15 protein-coding genes are annotated in these 15856 nt (G+C 69.4%); 6 read left to right on the top strand and 9 right to left on the bottom strand.

Going from position 1 to position 15856, the window contains the following annotated elements; genetic code table 11:
* Positions 1-6: 6 nt before the first annotated feature.
* Positions 7-897, bottom strand: a complete 891-nt coding sequence (locus QSJ59_RS12940) for a carbohydrate ABC transporter permease (protein WP_285759762.1) — start codon at positions 895-897, stop codon at positions 7-9.
* Positions 887-1855, bottom strand: a complete 969-nt coding sequence (locus QSJ59_RS12935) for a carbohydrate ABC transporter permease (protein WP_285759760.1) — start codon at positions 1853-1855, stop codon at positions 887-889. Before QSJ59_RS12935 ends, QSJ59_RS12940 begins: the two co-directional genes overlap by 11 nt.
* A 506-nt stretch (positions 1856-2361) precedes the next feature.
* On the opposite strand from QSJ59_RS12935, the gene QSJ59_RS12930 reads away from it, so the two are divergent.
* Complete coding sequence (locus QSJ59_RS12930) at positions 2362-3705, top strand: Gfo/Idh/MocA family oxidoreductase (protein ID WP_285759758.1); 1344 nt, start codon at positions 2362-2364, stop codon at positions 3703-3705.
* Between the two features lie 192 nt (positions 3706-3897).
* Here the strand turns inward: QSJ59_RS12930 and QSJ59_RS12925 are convergent, their stop codons facing one another.
* The 6 genes from QSJ59_RS12925 to QSJ59_RS12900 all read right to left on the bottom strand — a co-directional run bounded on the left by QSJ59_RS12925 (position 3898) and on the right by QSJ59_RS12900 (position 8562).
* Complete coding sequence (locus tag QSJ59_RS12925) at positions 3898-4215, bottom strand: hypothetical protein (RefSeq protein ID WP_285759757.1); 318 nt, start codon at positions 4213-4215, stop codon at positions 3898-3900.
* Between the two features lie 805 nt (positions 4216-5020).
* Positions 5021-5677, bottom strand: coding sequence for a DNA-3-methyladenine glycosylase I (locus QSJ59_RS12920; RefSeq protein WP_285759755.1), 657 nt, complete (start codon positions 5675-5677; stop codon positions 5021-5023).
* Positions 5678-5724: 47 nt separating this feature from the next.
* Positions 5725-6381, bottom strand: a complete 657-nt coding sequence (locus QSJ59_RS12915; RefSeq protein WP_285759754.1) for an alpha-ketoglutarate-dependent dioxygenase AlkB family protein — start codon at positions 6379-6381, stop codon at positions 5725-5727.
* A 39-nt stretch (positions 6382-6420) separates the two neighbouring features.
* Positions 6421-7023, bottom strand: a complete 603-nt coding sequence (locus QSJ59_RS12910; RefSeq protein WP_285759752.1) for a methylated-DNA--[protein]-cysteine S-methyltransferase — start codon at positions 7021-7023, stop codon at positions 6421-6423.
* Positions 7020-7502, bottom strand: a complete 483-nt coding sequence (locus QSJ59_RS12905) for an RNA polymerase sigma factor (RefSeq protein WP_285759751.1) — start codon at positions 7500-7502, stop codon at positions 7020-7022. The genes QSJ59_RS12910 and QSJ59_RS12905 overlap by 4 nt, the downstream gene beginning before the upstream one ends.
* A gap of 409 nt (positions 7503-7911) precedes the next feature.
* Positions 7912-8562, bottom strand: coding sequence for a TetR/AcrR family transcriptional regulator (locus QSJ59_RS12900; protein ID WP_285759748.1), 651 nt, complete (start codon positions 8560-8562; stop codon positions 7912-7914).
* A 69-nt stretch (positions 8563-8631) separates the two neighbouring features.
* Here QSJ59_RS12900 and QSJ59_RS12895 point away from each other — a divergent pair, with 69 nt between their 5' ends.
* Complete coding sequence (locus tag QSJ59_RS12895) at positions 8632-9633, top strand: SIP domain-containing protein (RefSeq protein ID WP_285759746.1); 1002 nt, start codon at positions 8632-8634, stop codon at positions 9631-9633.
* 305 nt (positions 9634-9938) lie between these two features.
* Here QSJ59_RS12895 and QSJ59_RS12890 read toward each other — a convergent pair whose 3' ends face one another.
* A complete protein-coding gene (locus tag QSJ59_RS12890; protein WP_285759744.1) occupies positions 9939-11471 on the bottom strand; it encodes an aldehyde dehydrogenase (NADP(+)) in 1533 nt (510 codons plus the stop codon).
* A gap of 267 nt (positions 11472-11738) precedes the next feature.
* On the opposite strand from QSJ59_RS12890, the gene QSJ59_RS12885 reads away from it, so the two are divergent.
* The 4 genes from QSJ59_RS12885 (at position 11739) to QSJ59_RS12870 (ending at position 15837) form a co-directional block, all read left to right on the top strand.
* A complete protein-coding gene (locus QSJ59_RS12885) occupies positions 11739-12896 on the top strand; it encodes a Gfo/Idh/MocA family protein (RefSeq protein WP_285759741.1) in 1158 nt (385 codons plus the stop codon).
* A gap of 23 nt (positions 12897-12919) precedes the next feature.
* The gene (locus QSJ59_RS12880; protein ID WP_285760150.1) at positions 12920-13777 is read left to right on the top strand and encodes a DUF6807 domain-containing protein; all 858 of its coding nucleotides are present in this window, start codon (positions 12920-12922) and stop codon (positions 13775-13777) included.
* 59 nt (positions 13778-13836) lie between these two features.
* Positions 13837-14730, top strand: a complete 894-nt coding sequence (locus tag QSJ59_RS12875; RefSeq protein WP_285759740.1) for an NAD-dependent epimerase/dehydratase family protein — start codon at positions 13837-13839, stop codon at positions 14728-14730.
* 72 nt (positions 14731-14802) lie between these two features.
* Positions 14803-15837 (top strand): LacI family DNA-binding transcriptional regulator, encoded by a 1035-nt coding sequence (locus tag QSJ59_RS12870; RefSeq protein WP_285759738.1) that lies wholly within the window; start codon positions 14803-14805, stop codon positions 15835-15837.
* Positions 15838-15856 lie beyond the last annotated feature (19 nt).

Genomic DNA, 15856 nt, shown 5'->3' with positions numbered 1-15856 from the left:
GTTGGACTATTTGATGCCGGTGGTGGCGATGCCCTTGACCAGGTACCGCTGTCCGGCGAGGAAGAATCCGAAGACCGGTCCGAGCGCGACGACCGACATCGCGAACAGCGGTCCCCAGGAGGTCTGGCTGGAGGAGTCCACGAACGTGCGCAGGGCGACGGGCACCGTGTACATGTCCGGTGAGGTGAGGAAGATCAGCTGGGTGAAGAAGTCGTTCCAGGTCCAGATGAAGGTGAAGATGGCCGTGGTGGCCAGGGCCGGGGCCGACAGCGGCAGGATGATGCGCAGGAAGATCCGCACATGGCCGCATCCGTCGATCCGGGCCGCCTCGTCCAGGTCCTTGGGGAGTCCCCGGATGAACTGGACCATCAGGAAGATGAAGAACCCGTCGGTGGCCAGCAGCTTGGGCACGATCAACGGATAGAAGGTGTTGATCCAGCCGATGTTGGCGAACAGGATGTACTGCGGCACGATCACGACGTGGATCGGCAGCATGATCGTCATCAACATGATGGCGAAGAACAGCTTGCGGCCGCGAAACTCCAGTCGGGCGAAGGCGTAGGCCGCCATCGAGCAGCCGATCAGGTTGCCGATGATCGAGCCGGCCACCACGATCGCGGAGTTCAGCATGTAGTGCTGGAAGGGGTGCTGTAGTGCGGTCCAGCCCTCGGCGTAGTTGCCCGGGGTGAAGTTCCCCGTGAAGAGGCTGGGATCACGAAAGATCTCGGCCGTCGGCTTGAAGGAACTGGCGAGCATCCACAGCAGTGGGTAGAGCATGATCAGGCCGAAGAGGATCAACCCGATGTGGGTGAGTGACCGCCTGAGGTGCTCGGGCAGGCGACGCTCGGGAGCGTTCGTGGTCGTGGGGTCCGGCGCAGCGGACGTCTTAGTCACCATAGAAGACCCAGTACTTGGAAGCGAGGAAGTTCACCACGGTGAACCCGCCGATGATCATCAGGAGCAGCCACGCCATCGCTGATGCGTAGCCCATGTCGAAGGAACCGAACCCGCGCTGGTAGAGGTACAGCGTGTAGAACAGGGTCGAGTCCGTGGGGCCGCCGGTTCCGCCGCTGACGATGAACGCCTGGGTGAACGTCTGGAAGGCGTTGATCATCTGCAACACGAGGTTGAAGAAGATGATCGGGGTCAGCAGGGGGACCGTGATCGAGAAGAACCTGCGCGCCGGGCTCGCCCCGTCCACCGAGGCGGCCTCGTAGTACATGCGCGGGATCTGGCGCAGCCCGGCGAGGAAGATCACCATCGGAGCGCCGAACGTCCACACGTTGAGGATGATCAGGGTGCCCAGGGCGTAGTCGGGGTTGGAGACCCAGCCCTCCCCCTGGATCCCGAAGAAGGCGAGCACCTGGTTGATCAGGCCGTTTGCTCCGAACACCTGGCGCCACAGGATCGCGATCGCGACGCTGCCGCCCAGCAGGGAGGGGAGGTAGTAGATCGAGCGGTAGAGGGCCAGCCCGCGTACTCCCCGGTCCAGGACCATGGCCAACGCCAGGGCCAGGGCCAGTTGGAGCGGCACCGAGACGAAGACGTACTGGAAGGTCACCGCGAGCGAGTTGTGCAGACGCTCGTCGGTGAGCATCCGCTGGTAGTTCTCCAGACCCACCCATTCGGGGTCACCGATCAGGCTGTAGTCGGTGAAGGAGAAGTACAGGGAGGCGAGAATCGGACCGATGGTGATGAAGCCCAGGCCGATGAACCAGGGGGCCAGGAAGCCATAGGCGACGAGGGACTCGCGCCGCTGCCTGGAATCGCCCTGTTTGGTGGAGGGTTTCTTGGCGGGGGCCGCCGCGGTAGCGGCGGAGCCAGCGGGCTGGCGGTGCTGGAGCACTGTGCTCACGGTGCACCACCACCGTGTGAGGCCCGCACCGAAACGGCGACGGGTCTCACGACCGAGCCTGCATTCATGACTTGTGACCGCCAATCTCGTTGGATCGGGAGCGCCCGCCCCCGAAAAAGTGCGGCAGACCACGCTCCGAACAAGGCCCAAAAGGCTTGGTAAGCGCTATCCAAGAAATATGATGTTCAGTTTCTAGCACCGTGTTACAGGGGTGTCAACGACTCCTGTGACCTGGGACTCACCCCTTCGCTCCCATCTCGCGCTCGGCATCGCCCTTGATCAGCGCAGATGAAACCGGTTCAGTCGAAGGCATCTGTACGGACACAGATTCGTCCGCCGATCCGCCTCGATCGATGTTTCCGGATTGTTGCGGCTTTCTACTGGCGAACGAAGCCGCCTACCAGCACAATCCGGTCGCCCGAGCGGCCCGGAAGCCGGGGGCGGCAAAAAACTCTCCTGCGCCCCACCCCTGCACAGATCATTGGAAAGCGTTTACCATAATCGGTGTGAACGAGACCACTCCACTCCCAGGACAGTCAAGCGCCGCGGACCGGCCCCGGCGCCGGTTCGCCGTCGTGGGCACCGGCTCCCGGGCCCGGATGTACACGACGGCACTGGTCACCACGCACGCCGATCGGGGTGAGCTTGTCGCCTTGTGCGATTCCAACGCGACCCGGATGCGCGTCCACAACGGCATCGTCGCCGATGCCGGACACGCACCGGTCCCCACCTACTCCCCCGACGACTTCTCCCGGATGCTCGACGCGGAGTCGGTGGACGAGGTGATCGTGTGCACCGTGGACCGCACGCACGCCGACTACATCGTGGCCGCGCTGGAAGCCGGTCGCGACGTGATCACCGAGAAACCCATGACCGCCGACCTCGACGGCTGCCGGCGCATCAACGCCGCCCAGGAGCGGACCGGAGGCCGGGTGACGGTGGGCTTCAACTACCGTTACAACCCTGTCCACCACCAGTTGCGCGAGCTCGTCCGTTCCGGCGTGATCGGCGAGGTCGGCTCGGTCCACTTCGAGTGGCTGCTGGATCTGCGCCACGGCGCGGACTACTTCCGGCGCTGGCACCGCGACAAGGCCAACTCCGGCGGTCTGCTGGTGCACAAGGCCAGTCACCACTTCGACCTCGTCAACTGGTGGATCGGGTCGCATCCCGAAGAGGTCTTCGCCTGGGGCGATCTGTTCTTCTACGGCGACGCCAACGGTCGGCGCCACGAGGTGGCGGCCGACTACGAGCGCGGACACGGCGAAGCCGCTGCCCAGGACGACCCCTTCGCCCTGCACCTGAGCGACAGCGCGGACCTGAGCGCGCTCTACCTGGACGCCGAGCACGAGGACGGCTACCGCCGCGACCTCAACGTGTTCGGTCCCGGAATCACCATCGAGGACGACATGTCGGTGCTGGTGCGCTACGCCTCCGGCGCCAAGCTCAGCTACCACCTGGCCGCCTACTCCCCTTGGGAGGGCTACCGGGTGTCCATCACCGGGAGCAAGGGACGTCTGGAACTCGACGTCACCGAGTTCGACCACACGTCCCCCGCCCGCGACGAGAAGACGCCCGTGCGCGGGATGCCAGCCCCCAAGGAGGACACCACCGCCGTGCTGCGCCTGCGTCGGCACTGGGCACCGCCCGAGGAGATCCCGGTCGCGGTGGGCGAGGGCACGCACGGCGGGGGCGACGTACGGATGCTGGACTCGTTGTTCGGCGGCGGTGACGACGGAATCCGTCCCGACCACGCCGACGGCGCGCACGCTCTGCTGACCGGCCTGGCAGCCAACGCCTCGATCGCTTCGGGGACTCCGGTGGTCGTGGCCGAACTGCTCAAGGACGGCTGATCGGGGTCGTGCACACTGGTGCGTTCCACGCGTCCTGTTGACGCCCCGCCCGGGACAAACAGCGCTGGCCGCGAAGCATTCGCGGCCAGCGCTTCGCGCGCTACAGCAAGGCAGGCGCACAGATCGCCGGCCCGCGTCCGGCACATGGTCGCCGGTCGTGGCCGGGGCACGGGCCAGGACCGGGCTCTCAGGTCAGGACTGGGCCGGTGGCCGGCGGGCGAAGTCGGCGGCGCTGTCCAGGTGCTCGGCGATACGGGCCGCTGCGGCGATCTCCGCACCGACCGGCGCGATCAGCTCGACTTCGGCGGTGCCTCCCGCTCCCTCAGCGCCGATGACGCCCCAGTACAGCTCGCCCTCCTCATCGGTTTCCAGGGACACCGTCACCGAATGGCCGAACCGGGTCACGATGAGGGTTCCCTGCGACGCCCTGAGGCGCAACCCCTTGCGGAAGCAGGCGGCGTTCAGTGACTTGACATGCTGCGTGGTGCGACTGGGAGCCGGACGGTGCATCGCGCTCACCTCGCCTGCCCGATGTGGCGGGCGGGAATGGCGCATCGCCGCTCGGCGGGTTGGCGGGCGGGGAGGAACAGGGTCACGGGGCTTGCCTCTCATTCGGTTAGTGAGACGTGGTGGGTCGCTGGCCGCAGCCGGTAGTCATCCGTCGACTTCGGATGGTCGACCGGAAGACCGCACGTCGAGCGAGGGCAACGTGCGGTGGTCGGCAAGGAGGGTGATTCGGGTTTCCCTCCCCAGTGGGACAGCGGTGCCCTGACGGCCGACGCCACCCGATAGTCGCCGATCTCCTGAGACGCTCGTTCCCGAAAGATCAACGCGGCAGTGGCCCGTCGTGGGTCGCCCTGGCCGGGATTCCCGATCTCTGCGATGGCCTGGCCAGTGACCTAGGCGCATCCACGAGAACTGGTGATCCCCGGTGATTTTGCGTGGCCTCGTCACGGTTGGGCTTCTTCATTGGTGATGCTACGGGCCACTCCCACCGTACGCGAGGAAAACGGCAAGGTGCCCTGGCAAACAGGGAGTGGTGTGCTTCCTGGGGTTTCGGAGGGTTGCCGGACCCGCCCGGCAAAAGCTCGACCGCGGACGGTACGGCGTGGCGCGACACGGTGAATTCAGCTGAAAAGCGGACAGGGCACGAACAGCAGCCACGCTCGCCGGTGCCCCCCGACTCCCCGTCGTTGGAGTCCTGGCCCATCCGGATTGCCGGTCGGGCGTGTTGGCACGAGGGGCGGACGGGGATGGTGGCCGAGGAGACGAACCCGAGCCGCCGCAGGAGGGGACGCGGCTCCGGTCTCCTTCGTCAGCGCGGAGCGGCCGCTGCGGAGTGCACACCGGAGAGGCCGCGGCGGTGGCAGTCCAGCAGATGGGTGTCCACCATCCCGATCGCCTCCATCAGCGCGTAGGCGGTGGTGGGGCCGACGAAGCGAAAGCCCCTGGACCGCAGGTCCTTGGCCAGGGCCAGTGAGCCGGGCGTGCTGGTGGGTACTTCGGAGTCCGTGCGCGGGGCGGGCGTCTCCTCGGGGGCGTGCGACCAGATCAAGGCGTCGAGACCGCCGTGGACGCGCAACCGTTGGACGGCCTGGGCATTGGTGCGCGCCGCCACGATCTTGGCCCGGTTGCGGACGATCGCCGCGTCACCCATCAGGCGTTCGAGGTCGGTGTCGGTATAGGTCGCGACGGTGTCGGGGTCGAAGTTGTCGAAGGCTGAGCGGAAGGCCGGGCGTTTGGCGAGGATCGTCAGCCAGCTCAGCCCTGCTTGGAACGCCTCCAGACTGATGCGCTCGAACAGTGCCTGCTCGCCGCGGACCGGCATCCCCCATTCGGTGTCGTGGTAGTCCCGGTTCAAGGGATGGGTGGTCGCCCAGGGGCAGCGTGCCAGTCCGTCCTCGCCCGTCACCGCCTCCCTGCCCACTGGTCCGGGTGCCTCGGCGGTGGTGTCGCTGCTGACCTCGGGCATGGTGCTGGTCTCCTCGGGTGGTCGGGTGCGCTCGGGAACGACGCTACTCAGTCGAGGCCGGTGACGCGCATGGTGATGTTGAGGCGCCCCGATTTCAGGCCGGTGGCGGGGTCGGCGGTCCCCGGAAAGGTCTTGGGGACACCGTGGTAGGCGAGCCGGGACGGCCCACCGAAGACGAACAGGTCGCCCGAGTGCAGTTCGACGTCGGTGTAGGGCTTGGTGCGGGTCTCGGTGTTGCCGAACCGGAACACGCAAGCGTCACCGATGCTCAAGGACACCACCGGTTCGCGCACCTTCTCGTCCTTGTCCTGGTGCATCCCCATGCGCGCCTGGTCGTCGTAGTGGTTGATCAGCGCGGTGTCGGGTGTGTAGCGGGATGCGGCGACCGGGTCGTCGTAGGCGGCGGTCAGGGCCCGGCGGCCCAGCCGTACCAGCCAGTCGGGGAAGGGCACGACTCGTGCGCCTCCTGCGTCGTCGGCGGTGCGAGTGTAGCGGTAGGGCTGCCAGTGCCAGCCCACACATACGGTCCGCACCGACATCCGCTGCCCGCCGGGCAACCGGGCGGCGCGCATCGGCACCGGTCCGGTGGCCCAGTCACGGCAGGCGATGACGATCGCGTGCTGCTCGGCGGGGCTCAGCCAGTCGGGCACGTGCACCGCCCCTGGGGCGATCTGCGCACGGTCACGGGGGATCAATGGCTCCATGTCTGCTCGTTCCTCCCCTGCTGGTCGGGGCCGGATTGCTCAGGCCGCGGTCTCCAGGCCCAGGAGGACCTCTTTCGCTTCGGCTCCCCCGACGTAGGCGCCGAGGCTGCCGTCGCTGCGCACCACACGGTGACAGGGGACGACGAGGGGCAGCGGGTTGGTGGCGCAGGCGGTCCCCACTGCGCGCACCGCCTTGGGGCTTCCTGCGGCCTTGGCGACGGCGGCGTAGCTGGCGGTGCGGCCGTAGCCGATGTCGGGCAGTCTGGCCAGGACCTCGCGCCGGAACCCTCGGGAGAGCCGGAAGTCCAGCGGCAGGTCGAAAATGGTGCGACTGCCGTCGAAGTACTCCTCGATCTGCCGGGCGACGGTGTCCAGGCGGTCGGGGGCAGCGAGGACGCGCGGACTGACCTCGGCGGACAATCGGGCCAGCACCTCCTCGTGGTCCTGGCGCGCGAAGGCCACCCGCACCAGTCCGCGGTCGGTGGCTGCCAGGAGCAGCGAGCCGACCGGTGTGTCCAGGGTGCGGTAGGCGACGTCCAGCAGCCCTTCGGCCACGGCGGTCGCGACCAGGCGGGCGTGCAGACGGTCGTTGGCTTCCTGGTCGTCCTCGGACAGTGCGGTGAACAGGTTGTCCGTGCTCATCGGGATGCTCCTTCCCCATAGATCCTGCGCAGGGTCTTGATGCCGTCGGCCGCGGCCCTCCGGGAGGCGTCCTCACTGTTGCCCACGATGCGTGCGACCTCGGCGTAGGGCATACCGGCGATGTGGTGGTAGGCCACGGCCTGGCGCTGTTTCAGCGGGAGCGCGCGCAGCGCGTTCCAGAGGTCGGTGTCGCGCATCCGGGGCTCGGCGCAGTCGGTGGGCTGCTCGGGGAGAGTACCGGTGGGAACGGGCACGCGGACGCGGATGCGGTGCTGGTCGATGGCCTTGCGGTGGGCGATCGTGACGAGCCATGCCTCGACGTTGCTGTTGGGGCGCAGGTCGGGATAGGCGCGCAGCGCGGCCAGGAAGGTCTCCGACCACGCGTCCTCGGCCTCGACCGGACCGAGGACGGCCCGACAGACCCGCAGCACGGTCGGTCCGTGCTCGGCCACGATCTCTTCGAACGGTTTCAGGCTCACGTCGGGTAAACGTGCCCGATCCGGCGAACGTGAGTCCGGACGGGCGAAGAATTTGGGACGGATGCCGTGCGGCCACACGCATGGGGCCGCCCTGGCGGAGGGGGCTCAAGGATCGAGACCCGTTCGGGTCGGCGCGAGCAAGCGCTAGCCCCGAGGCCGGCACGAGGACCTGGCCCGATCTGCGTGAAGGTGTTCGAGGAGAAGACCAGCGGCCCGCTCAAGGTCAACGACCGGCCCGCGCCGAGGGCCGCCCTGGCCTGTATACGCCCCGGTGACATGCTCCTCGTGAACACCTCTCCGCAGGGGGTGGGGCCCGTCCGCGAGCTGTTGGCGCTTGCACGGTGTGGTCGGGAAGGTGTCGAGCCATGGGCAGGACTGACGTGCTCGGCTCCTTCGGCGCGGGTGTGTTCTAGCGTGTGGCGTACGCGCGGATGAAGGCGTGGACTCCGTCGATCATGATCTGGCGGACCTTCTCCGGGTCGGCGTTGGCCGGGACCGGTTGACGTTCGTAGGCCAGCAGGAGGGTCAGGGCACTGAGGTGATCGGCGGCTAGGCGGGGATCGTCCGTGTCCAGGAGGCCGATGTCGGCGAAGTGGGCGATACGTTTCGCCAAGTCCTCCGACACCGCTTCCGTGGCGAGGTCGTCCTCGGTCGTCGGTGTCCGCAAGCGTTCTTGGGCGACGAGGGCGAACGCGGCGGCGTAGTCCGCGGAGCGGACGACGGACGTGCCGAGCTCGATCGCCACCGCCGTGAGCGCTTGCTCCAGTTGCGGCACCGTGGTGATCCGCGCGTCCTTGGGAAGGTGCTCGTCGAGCGCTCGGCGCGTGGTGACCGTCAGTGACTCCGACGAGGCCGCGAGAATGGCGAGGAAGAGCTTCCGTTTGTCGCCGAAGTAGTCGTACACGGTGCGTTTCGACACCTGCGCCCTTGCCGCTACGGCGTCCATGCTGACGCGGTCCACCCCTTGGTGGACGAACAGCTCGCGTGCGGCGACGAGGATCGCCGTCCGTTTCTCCGCGGACCCCTCGCGCACCGTCTTCTCCGTGCCAACAGTGCTCATCTGCACCTCCGGTGCCACCCTACACCGTGCAGTACACGAGATTGCACTGCACGGTGTAGTGTAATTCTTATGATCCCGGCAGTGCAGGCCGCGACGCCGACGACCGAACCTCATCAGCCGCCCGGGCGCGACGATCGCCACCATCTACCCGCGATCGACCGCGGGCGGTATCCGACACCCCGGTCGCGCAACCGCACCCACACTCACCGGTCCCTGCCGGCCGTCGTGTCGGTGATCCCGGTGGGTGGGTGGCTCCCCGAACGGTTCGACGCGCACAACGCCTGGACGTTCGCCGGGGCCGCCTTCCTCGTCCTGGCGAGTAAGCCCGCCGCCGGTGCCCAACCCCTCCTGAAAAAGGAACCGATCGTGCCGCAAGCACCCGCCCTCATCGGCGACCTCGCCGCTTCCGCTCTCGGACGTCGCGCCCGTGTGCTCCACCTCCACGAGCCCGCCCCCGGCTTCCTCGAACTCGAACTACACGCCACGGCGCCTTCCGGCGGCTGGCACCCCGGCCACGAAGTCCAGTTCCGCGTCGCTCCGACCCTGGGCCGTCGCTACACCGTGCGGACAGTGGGCGGCCCGGAATCCGAGCACATCGGCATCATCGCCGCCACCGGTGCCGAGGGCCCCGGCACCGCCTGGCTCCGCGGCCTGAAGGCCGGCGCCGAAACGACGGTGCTGGCCGGTCGGCACCGCCCGCTGCGTGAACACGGGCCGCGGTGCCTCTACCTCGGTGACGGCTGCGCACTCGGCACCCTCGACGTCCACGCCCGGAGCGGCAACGGCGCGGTCGTGGCCGTCGAGGTGCCGGCGGACGCCGTTACTGCCCTGGCCGCCCGCTGGCCCCGCTACCACTTCCTGCCCGCGGTGGAAGCGCCGGGCGACACGCTGCAGTCCTGGCTCGAACGCGCCATTGCCGACGACGAGTTCACGGACCTCGACGGCGCCGTACTGCTCGGTCACGCCCAGTCCATCCAACGCCAACGGCACGCGCTCGTCGACGCCCAGAACCTGCCGCGCCGCGCCATCACCACGAAGCCCTACTGGGCCACCGGCAGGCAGGGACTCTAGTGCGCAACGGCGCGGGTTCTGAGCCTTACTCCCCGTTGCGTCGATGAACACCCCACGCCCGAGATGCGCGAAACTCCACGAGGACCGCCCAAGGAAGCCGGGACACCCCGGAGCCGCACACGGTGATACTCGACGGTATTGCTCGGGGCACACCCGTACGGGGGTCCCGGCCCCCGCGAGAACGCCACCGTTCGCGGCTGGTGACGGCGCTCTTGCCGACACACCGGGGCTGGCGGATGGGGGTCGTGGGACGGTGACCGGATGGCACCGCCCCACGACCGGGAGGAAGAAGTGTCGGGAACCGGTCAGAGGGTTTCCAGACGGCCGTCCACCCGGCGCGGAACCGGGTTGGCCGGTGTGTCGCGCAGCTCGTCGGGGAGCAGGGCCTGGGGGGTGTTCTGCCAGGTCACCGGACGAAGGAATCGGCGGGCCGACGTCATGCCCACCGAGGTGTGCAGGGCGTTGGTGGAGGCCGGCCAGGCGCCGCCGTGCTGCATCGCCCAGGCGACGGCCACCCCGGTGGGGTAGCCGTTGTAGACCACGCGCCCGGCCTTGTCGCGCAACACCGGGCCGATCTCGGCGGCCAGTTCGGTCTCGTCGTCCTCGGCGATCAGCGTGGCGGTCAACGAGCTGGGCACCCGCCCCAGGGCGGCGGTCAGCTCCGCGGTGTCGCGGTAGGCGACCAGGACGGTGACCGGCCCGAAGCACTCCTCGGCGGCCTCGGTGGTGAACTCGGCTGCGGTGGTGGACAGCAGTCGCACCGGAACACCCCAGCCCTCGCCTTCGGGGGCGGTGCCCTCGGCGCGCTGTTCGATGCCGACGGTGTCGGCGCTGCGCTCCCAGCGCTCCTGATAGTCGCGCTTGATGGCCCGGTTGAGCAGAACGGCGGGGCCACGCTGGGCCACGGCCCCCTCGATGGCGTCGGCCAGCCGTTCCCCCGCCTCGTCGGCGGGCAGGAAGACCAGGCCGGGCTTGGTGCAGAACTGCCCGGCCCCCAGGGTGAAGGACCCGGTGACGCCTTCGGCGACCTCCTCGGTGCGGGCCTTGGCCGCCCCCGGGGTCACCACCAGCGGGTTGACACTGCCGAGTTCCCCGTAGAAGGGGATGGGGTCGGGGCGGGAGGAGGCGATGTCGAAGAGGATGCGTCCGCCACCGGTGGAGCCGGTGAAGCCGACGGCCTGGACGGCCGGGTGGCGGACCAGCGCCGAGCCGGCTGTCTGGCCGTAGACGATGCCGAGCGTTCCCTCGGGCGCCCCTGTTGCGGCCAAGGCCGCGACCATCACGTCGTGGCACAGTCTGGAGGTGGCCGGGTGGGAGGAATGCGCCTTGACCACAACGGGGCATCCCGCGGCCAGCGCGGAGGCGGTGTCGCCGCCGGGGACGGAGAAGGCGAGCGGGAAGTTGCTGGCGCCGAAGACCGCGACGGGGCCGATGGGAGTGAGGACGCGGCGCAGGTCCGGGCGCGGACCCATGGGGGTGTCGCCGGCGTGGTCGATGACGGCTTCCAGATAGGAGCCCTCGTCGAGCATGTCGGCGAACTGCTGGAACTGGTAGCAGGTCCGGGTGAGCTCACCGTTGAGGCGCGGCTCGCCCAGGGCGGTCTCGCGGTCGGCCACTGCGACGATGGCGGCGCGCTGGGCCTCCAGGCCCTCGGCGATCGCGCGCAGCCATGCGGCACGCCCCGCGCGGCCGGCGGCGTCCAGCGCCGGGGCTGCCTGGGCAGCAGCACGACACAGTGCGTCGACCTGGGAATCGGTGGTGACGGGGGCGACGGTCTCGACCGCGGTCCCGGTACGGGGATCGATACTGGCGACGTCCACGGGGGTGGTGTCCGGCATCGGTTGGGTCCCTGCCTCTCTGAAGTCGTTCGCTCGGCCCTGTTCGCGCTGCGGGCCCGGGCGCCCGGTCGTGAGGGGTGACGCCTGGGCATACGCAGTCGTCGGGCCGGTGGGCCTCCCCGCTCACCGATGCCCGACGTGCACATCGTTGACACCGGCTTCCGGGGAGACCTACATTGGGCAAGCGCTTTCCATGACGATATCAGCCGAAGGAGTCGATGTCGTGGCCGCCACAACGCCTCTCCCCCGTTCGCAGTGGGCGCGCCGATGAGCCCCGCCGGCGGCCCCGTCTCGGTGGTGCTCGCCGGGGTCCACGGCCACGGACGCTCCCATCTGGGGAACCTGCTCCGTTTGACCGAGACCGGCCTCGTGCGACTGGTGGGCGTGTGCGACCACCGGCCGGTGCAGGAGGAGACACTGGCCGGGCTGGGCGACGTCGCCTATTCCGACGATCTGGGTGACCTGCTGGGCCGTACCGGAGCCGAGGTCGCCATCCTGGTCACCCCGATCCACACACACCTCCCGTTGGCCCGGACCGCGCTGTCCCACGGCGCCAACCTGCTCCTGGAGAAGCCCCCCACCTCCACGCTGACGGAGTTCCACGACCTGCGCGCGGCGGTGGCCGCCTCCGGGCTGGCCTGTCAGATCGGCTTCCAGAGCCTGGGGTCCGCGGCGGTGGGCGCGGTGCGCGACCTGATCGCCGATGGAGCGATCGGCGCGGTGCGCGGTATCGGCGGTGCGGGGACCTGGATTCGCACCTCCGCCTACTATGAGCGCGCGGCGTGGGCCGGGCGGCGACGCCTGGACGGACGCGATGTGGTGGACGGTGCGCTGACCAACCCGTTCGCGCACGCCGTTGCCACGGCACTGGCGGTGGCCGGGGCAGGGGACAGCACCCCTGCGGACATCGAGCTGGAGATGTTCCACGCCCACGACATCGAAAGCGACGACACCTCCTGCGTTCGACTGCACGCTCCTGACGGCACTCCGATCTCGGTGGCCGTGACGCTGTGCGCTGCTGAGCACCGGGTGCCTTCCCTCACCGTGCACGGCGCGAGCGGTCGCATCGTCTTGGAGTACACCCTGGACCGCGTCACCCTGGAGCGTCCCGGCCACGAGCCGGTGACCACCACGCACCCGCGCACCGACCTGCTGGAGAACCTGGTGGCGCACCTGCGTGACGGCGCCGACCTGCTGGTCCCACCGGACGCGACCCAAGGATTCATGGCCGTCCTGGACGCGGTGCGGCGCGCTCCCGATCCCTCCCCCATCCCCGCGCCGGCCCAGCAGGTGTCCGTCGAGGACGGTGCCGTGCGCCGCGTGGTTCCGGGAGTAGAGGAGCTGGTGCGGCAAAGCGCCGAGCGTATCGCCATGTTCTCCGAGATCGGCGTCCCGTGGGCGCCCACTGGAAAGGTGACCCGTTGACCGAGACCACCCCCGCGACGCTCATGGCCCGCCTGCGCCTCGACGGTGCCGCGGTCGCCGACATCGACAGCGGCGCCGCTGTCGATCCCGTGTTGTCGCCACGCCCCTACCTGCACCCCGTGCGCACCCTGGCCCAGACGGTGGTGACCGAGGTGTTGCCCGAGGACCACCTGCATCACCTGGGCGTGGGCATCACGATCGCCGATGTGTCGGGGACGAGCTTCTGGGGCGGACGTACCTTCACCCGTGACCGCGGGTCGGTACTGCTGGACAACCACGGCCGCCAGGAGCACGTCGCGTGGACGGTGGAGTCCGATGCCGGGCGTACCGCAGTGGTGGCGTGGACCGACACCGAGGGCACCGAACTACTGAGGGAGGAACGTGCGACCAGTGCCCACGGGATCGACTCAACCACATGGGCGCTCGACCTGAACAGCACGGTGCGCAACACCAGCGGGCGCACGCTCACCATCGGCAGTCCTGCCACCAACGGCCGTCCTGGAGCCGCGTACGGAGGGTTCTTCTGGCGCGCGCCGATGTCCGAAACGCCCCCGCGCTGCTTCGGCTCCGAGCCCGGTGGTGAGGAGGCGCTGCACGAGTCCCGCGCGGAGTGGCTGGCCCTTGCCGGCACCACCCCTGAGGGCGCGCCCTGGACACTGGTGTTCTTCCAGGCCGGAGCGGAGCGCGACCCCTGGTTCCTGCGCGCCGCGGAATACCCGGGGGTCGGGACCTCGTTGGCCTGGGACCGGGTGCTGGAGGTGCCGGTCGACGGTGCGGTCGAGCGCCGCACCGTCACCCTCGTGGTCGACGGCCACCCCGGCACCGCGGCAGTGGCCGCCTTGGTCGCGACCGCGCGCGAGCGTGTCGGCGCACCCGCGTAGCGCTGCTGCGCCCCTCTTCCGCTTCCCCCGATCAACCAACGCAGAAAGGCACTACAGCCATGCGCGTCCTCGTCACCGGCGGCTCCGGCCGGCTCGGCCGCAGCGTCGTGGAAACCCTCGCCGCCCGTGGACACTCCGTCACCTCGGTCGACGTGGCGCCCGGGCCCGAGGCGGCCGGAATCGAGCAGCGAGTCGCCGACCTGCTGGACAACGACGCCCGCGAAGCGGTCTTCGCCGAGGCCCGACCCGAAGGCGTGGTGCACCTGGCGGGGATCGCGGTGCCCTTCGGACGCCCCGACACCGAGATCCTCGACATCAACACCCGGTTGGTCTGGGCGGTGCTCAGCTCGGCCATCGCCCACAAGGCACGGTCCGCGGTGGCCGCCTCCTCGCCCACTGTCTTCGGCTACAACACCGAGGGCTGGGCGCCCCGCTACCTCCCGCTGGACGAGGAGCACCCGGTGGCGCCATGGCATTCCTACGGGCTGAGCAAGGCGATCATCGAGGAGACCGTGCGCACCCTGGTCCGGGGCGGCAGCGGCGGCTGCGTCCTGTCCTGCGTCCGGCCGGGATACGTGATCGCTCCGGAGGAGTGGGCGGGCGCGCCGACCCAGTTGGGGCACACCCTGCTGGAGCGGCTGGCCCAGCCGGAGCTGGCCGCGGGGTCGCTGTTCAACTACATCGACGCCCGCGACGCCGCAGAGCTGTTCGCGCTGGTCGTGGAGCGTCCCGACCAGGTCGGGAACGGTCAGATCCTGCACGCGATCGCGGAGGACCCGTTGGCCACCGAACCGTTGGCCGAGCTGCTTCCGCGGTTCCACCCCGGCACGGCCGGACTGGCCGGCGGCCTCACCCAGGGCCGTGCGGCGTTCAGTTCGGGAGCTGCCGAACGGGCGTTGGGGTGGCGCCCGACCAGGCAGTGGCGCACCGAACTTCACGGCTGGGATGCTTGACAACCCCCTGATACCTCTACGATCGTCCAGGAAAATGTTTTCCAAGAGGTACGTGCAGGGGAAGGGACCGTCGTGGAGACCGGGTATGTGACGTTGGAGCAGGTCGCCCGCCATGCCGGGGTCTCCCTGGCGACCGCCTCGCGGGTGATCAACGGCAGTACGCGCCAGGTCGGGGAGAAGTTGCGCGAACGGGTCACCGCGAGTGCCCGTGAGCTCGGCTACCTCGCCAACGCTTCCGCCCAGACCCTGGCCCGCAACACCAGTTCCCTGGTGGGGCTGATCGTGCACGACATCTCCGACCCCTACTTCTCCAGCATCGCCGCGGGCGTGACCGGGTGCGCCGAGCAGGAGGGGTTGATCGTGGTCCTGGGCACCACCGGGCGCGCACCCCAGCGCGAGTCCGACCTGCTGGCCACGCTGCGCTCGCACCGGGCCCGCGCGGTGGTGCTCGCGGGCAGCCGTTCCATCGACGAGGAGAGCACCCGGCGGCTGTCCGCCGAGATCGCGATGTTCACCCGGCAGGGTGGCCGGGTGGCATGCGTGACCCAGGAGGGGCTGCCCGCCGACACGATCGTGCCGGACAACCACAACGGTGCCGCAGCACTGGCCCGCCACCTGATCGCCCAGGGGCACCACCGATTCGCGATCCTGGCCGGCCCCACCGATCTGCGCACCGCCCGGGACCGTCTCGACGGTTTCCATGCCGCGCTGTCCAACGCGGGGATCGAACTGGCCCACCACAACGTGGTGCACGGCGCGTTCACCCGGGACGGAGGCTACGAGTCCACCCGTCGCCTCCTCGCTGCGGGGACCGACGCCACCTGCCTGTTCGTGGTCAACGACGTGATGGCCACTGGAGCGATGGCGGCGTTGCGCGACGCGGGGCTGCGCATTCCCCAGGACCTGTCGGTGGCCGGCTTCGACGACATCCCCACGCTGCGCGACCTCACCCCGGCTCTGACCACGGTGCGCCTCCCCCTGGAATGGATGGGCGAGGAGGCCGCACGCCTCGCCCTGCGCGAGGAGCACGCCGCATCGCCCCGGGTGATCCCGGTGCTGGGCGAGGTCGTGCAGCGCGAGAGCACCGCGCCGCCGTCCCAGGCATAGGCCGGACGCGCATCGCCGG

The organism is Nocardiopsis ansamitocini (assembly GCF_030268225.1).
In the GTDB taxonomy this organism is placed as follows: domain Bacteria; phylum Actinomycetota; class Actinomycetes; order Streptosporangiales; family Streptosporangiaceae; genus Nocardiopsis_D; species Nocardiopsis_D ansamitocini.
The sequence above is the reverse complement of the archived record's forward strand: the minus strand, read 5'-3'. Positions and strand labels throughout refer to the sequence as shown.

Excerpts from the sequence above, each read along its gene's own strand:
- QSJ59_RS12895 (WP_285759746.1), top strand. The coding sequence starts at position 8,632 with ATGATCCCGGCAGTGCAGGCCGCGACGCCGACGACCGAACCTCATCAG.
- QSJ59_RS12925 (WP_285759757.1), bottom strand. The coding sequence starts at position 4,215 with ATGCACCGTCCGGCTCCCAGTCGCACCACGCAGCATGTCAAGTCACTG.
- QSJ59_RS12890 (WP_285759744.1), bottom strand. The coding sequence starts at position 11,471 with ATGCCGGACACCACCCCCGTGGACGTCGCCAGTATCGATCCCCGTACC.
- QSJ59_RS12940 (WP_285759762.1), bottom strand. The coding sequence starts at position 897 with ATGGTGACTAAGACGTCCGCTGCGCCGGACCCCACGACCACGAACGCT.
- QSJ59_RS12875 (WP_285759740.1), top strand. The coding sequence starts at position 13,837 with ATGCGCGTCCTCGTCACCGGCGGCTCCGGCCGGCTCGGCCGCAGCGTC.
- QSJ59_RS12915 (WP_285759754.1), bottom strand. The coding sequence starts at position 6,381 with ATGGAGCCATTGATCCCCCGTGACCGTGCGCAGATCGCCCCAGGGGCG.
- QSJ59_RS12910 (WP_285759752.1), bottom strand. The coding sequence starts at position 7,023 with ATGAGCACGGACAACCTGTTCACCGCACTGTCCGAGGACGACCAGGAA.
- QSJ59_RS12880 (WP_285760150.1), top strand. The coding sequence starts at position 12,920 with ATGGCCCGCCTGCGCCTCGACGGTGCCGCGGTCGCCGACATCGACAGC.
- QSJ59_RS12900 (WP_285759748.1), bottom strand. The coding sequence starts at position 8,562 with ATGAGCACTGTTGGCACGGAGAAGACGGTGCGCGAGGGGTCCGCGGAG.
- QSJ59_RS12885 (WP_285759741.1), top strand. The coding sequence starts at position 11,739 with ATGAGCCCCGCCGGCGGCCCCGTCTCGGTGGTGCTCGCCGGGGTCCAC.
- QSJ59_RS12920 (WP_285759755.1), bottom strand. The coding sequence starts at position 5,677 with ATGCCCGAGGTCAGCAGCGACACCACCGCCGAGGCACCCGGACCAGTG.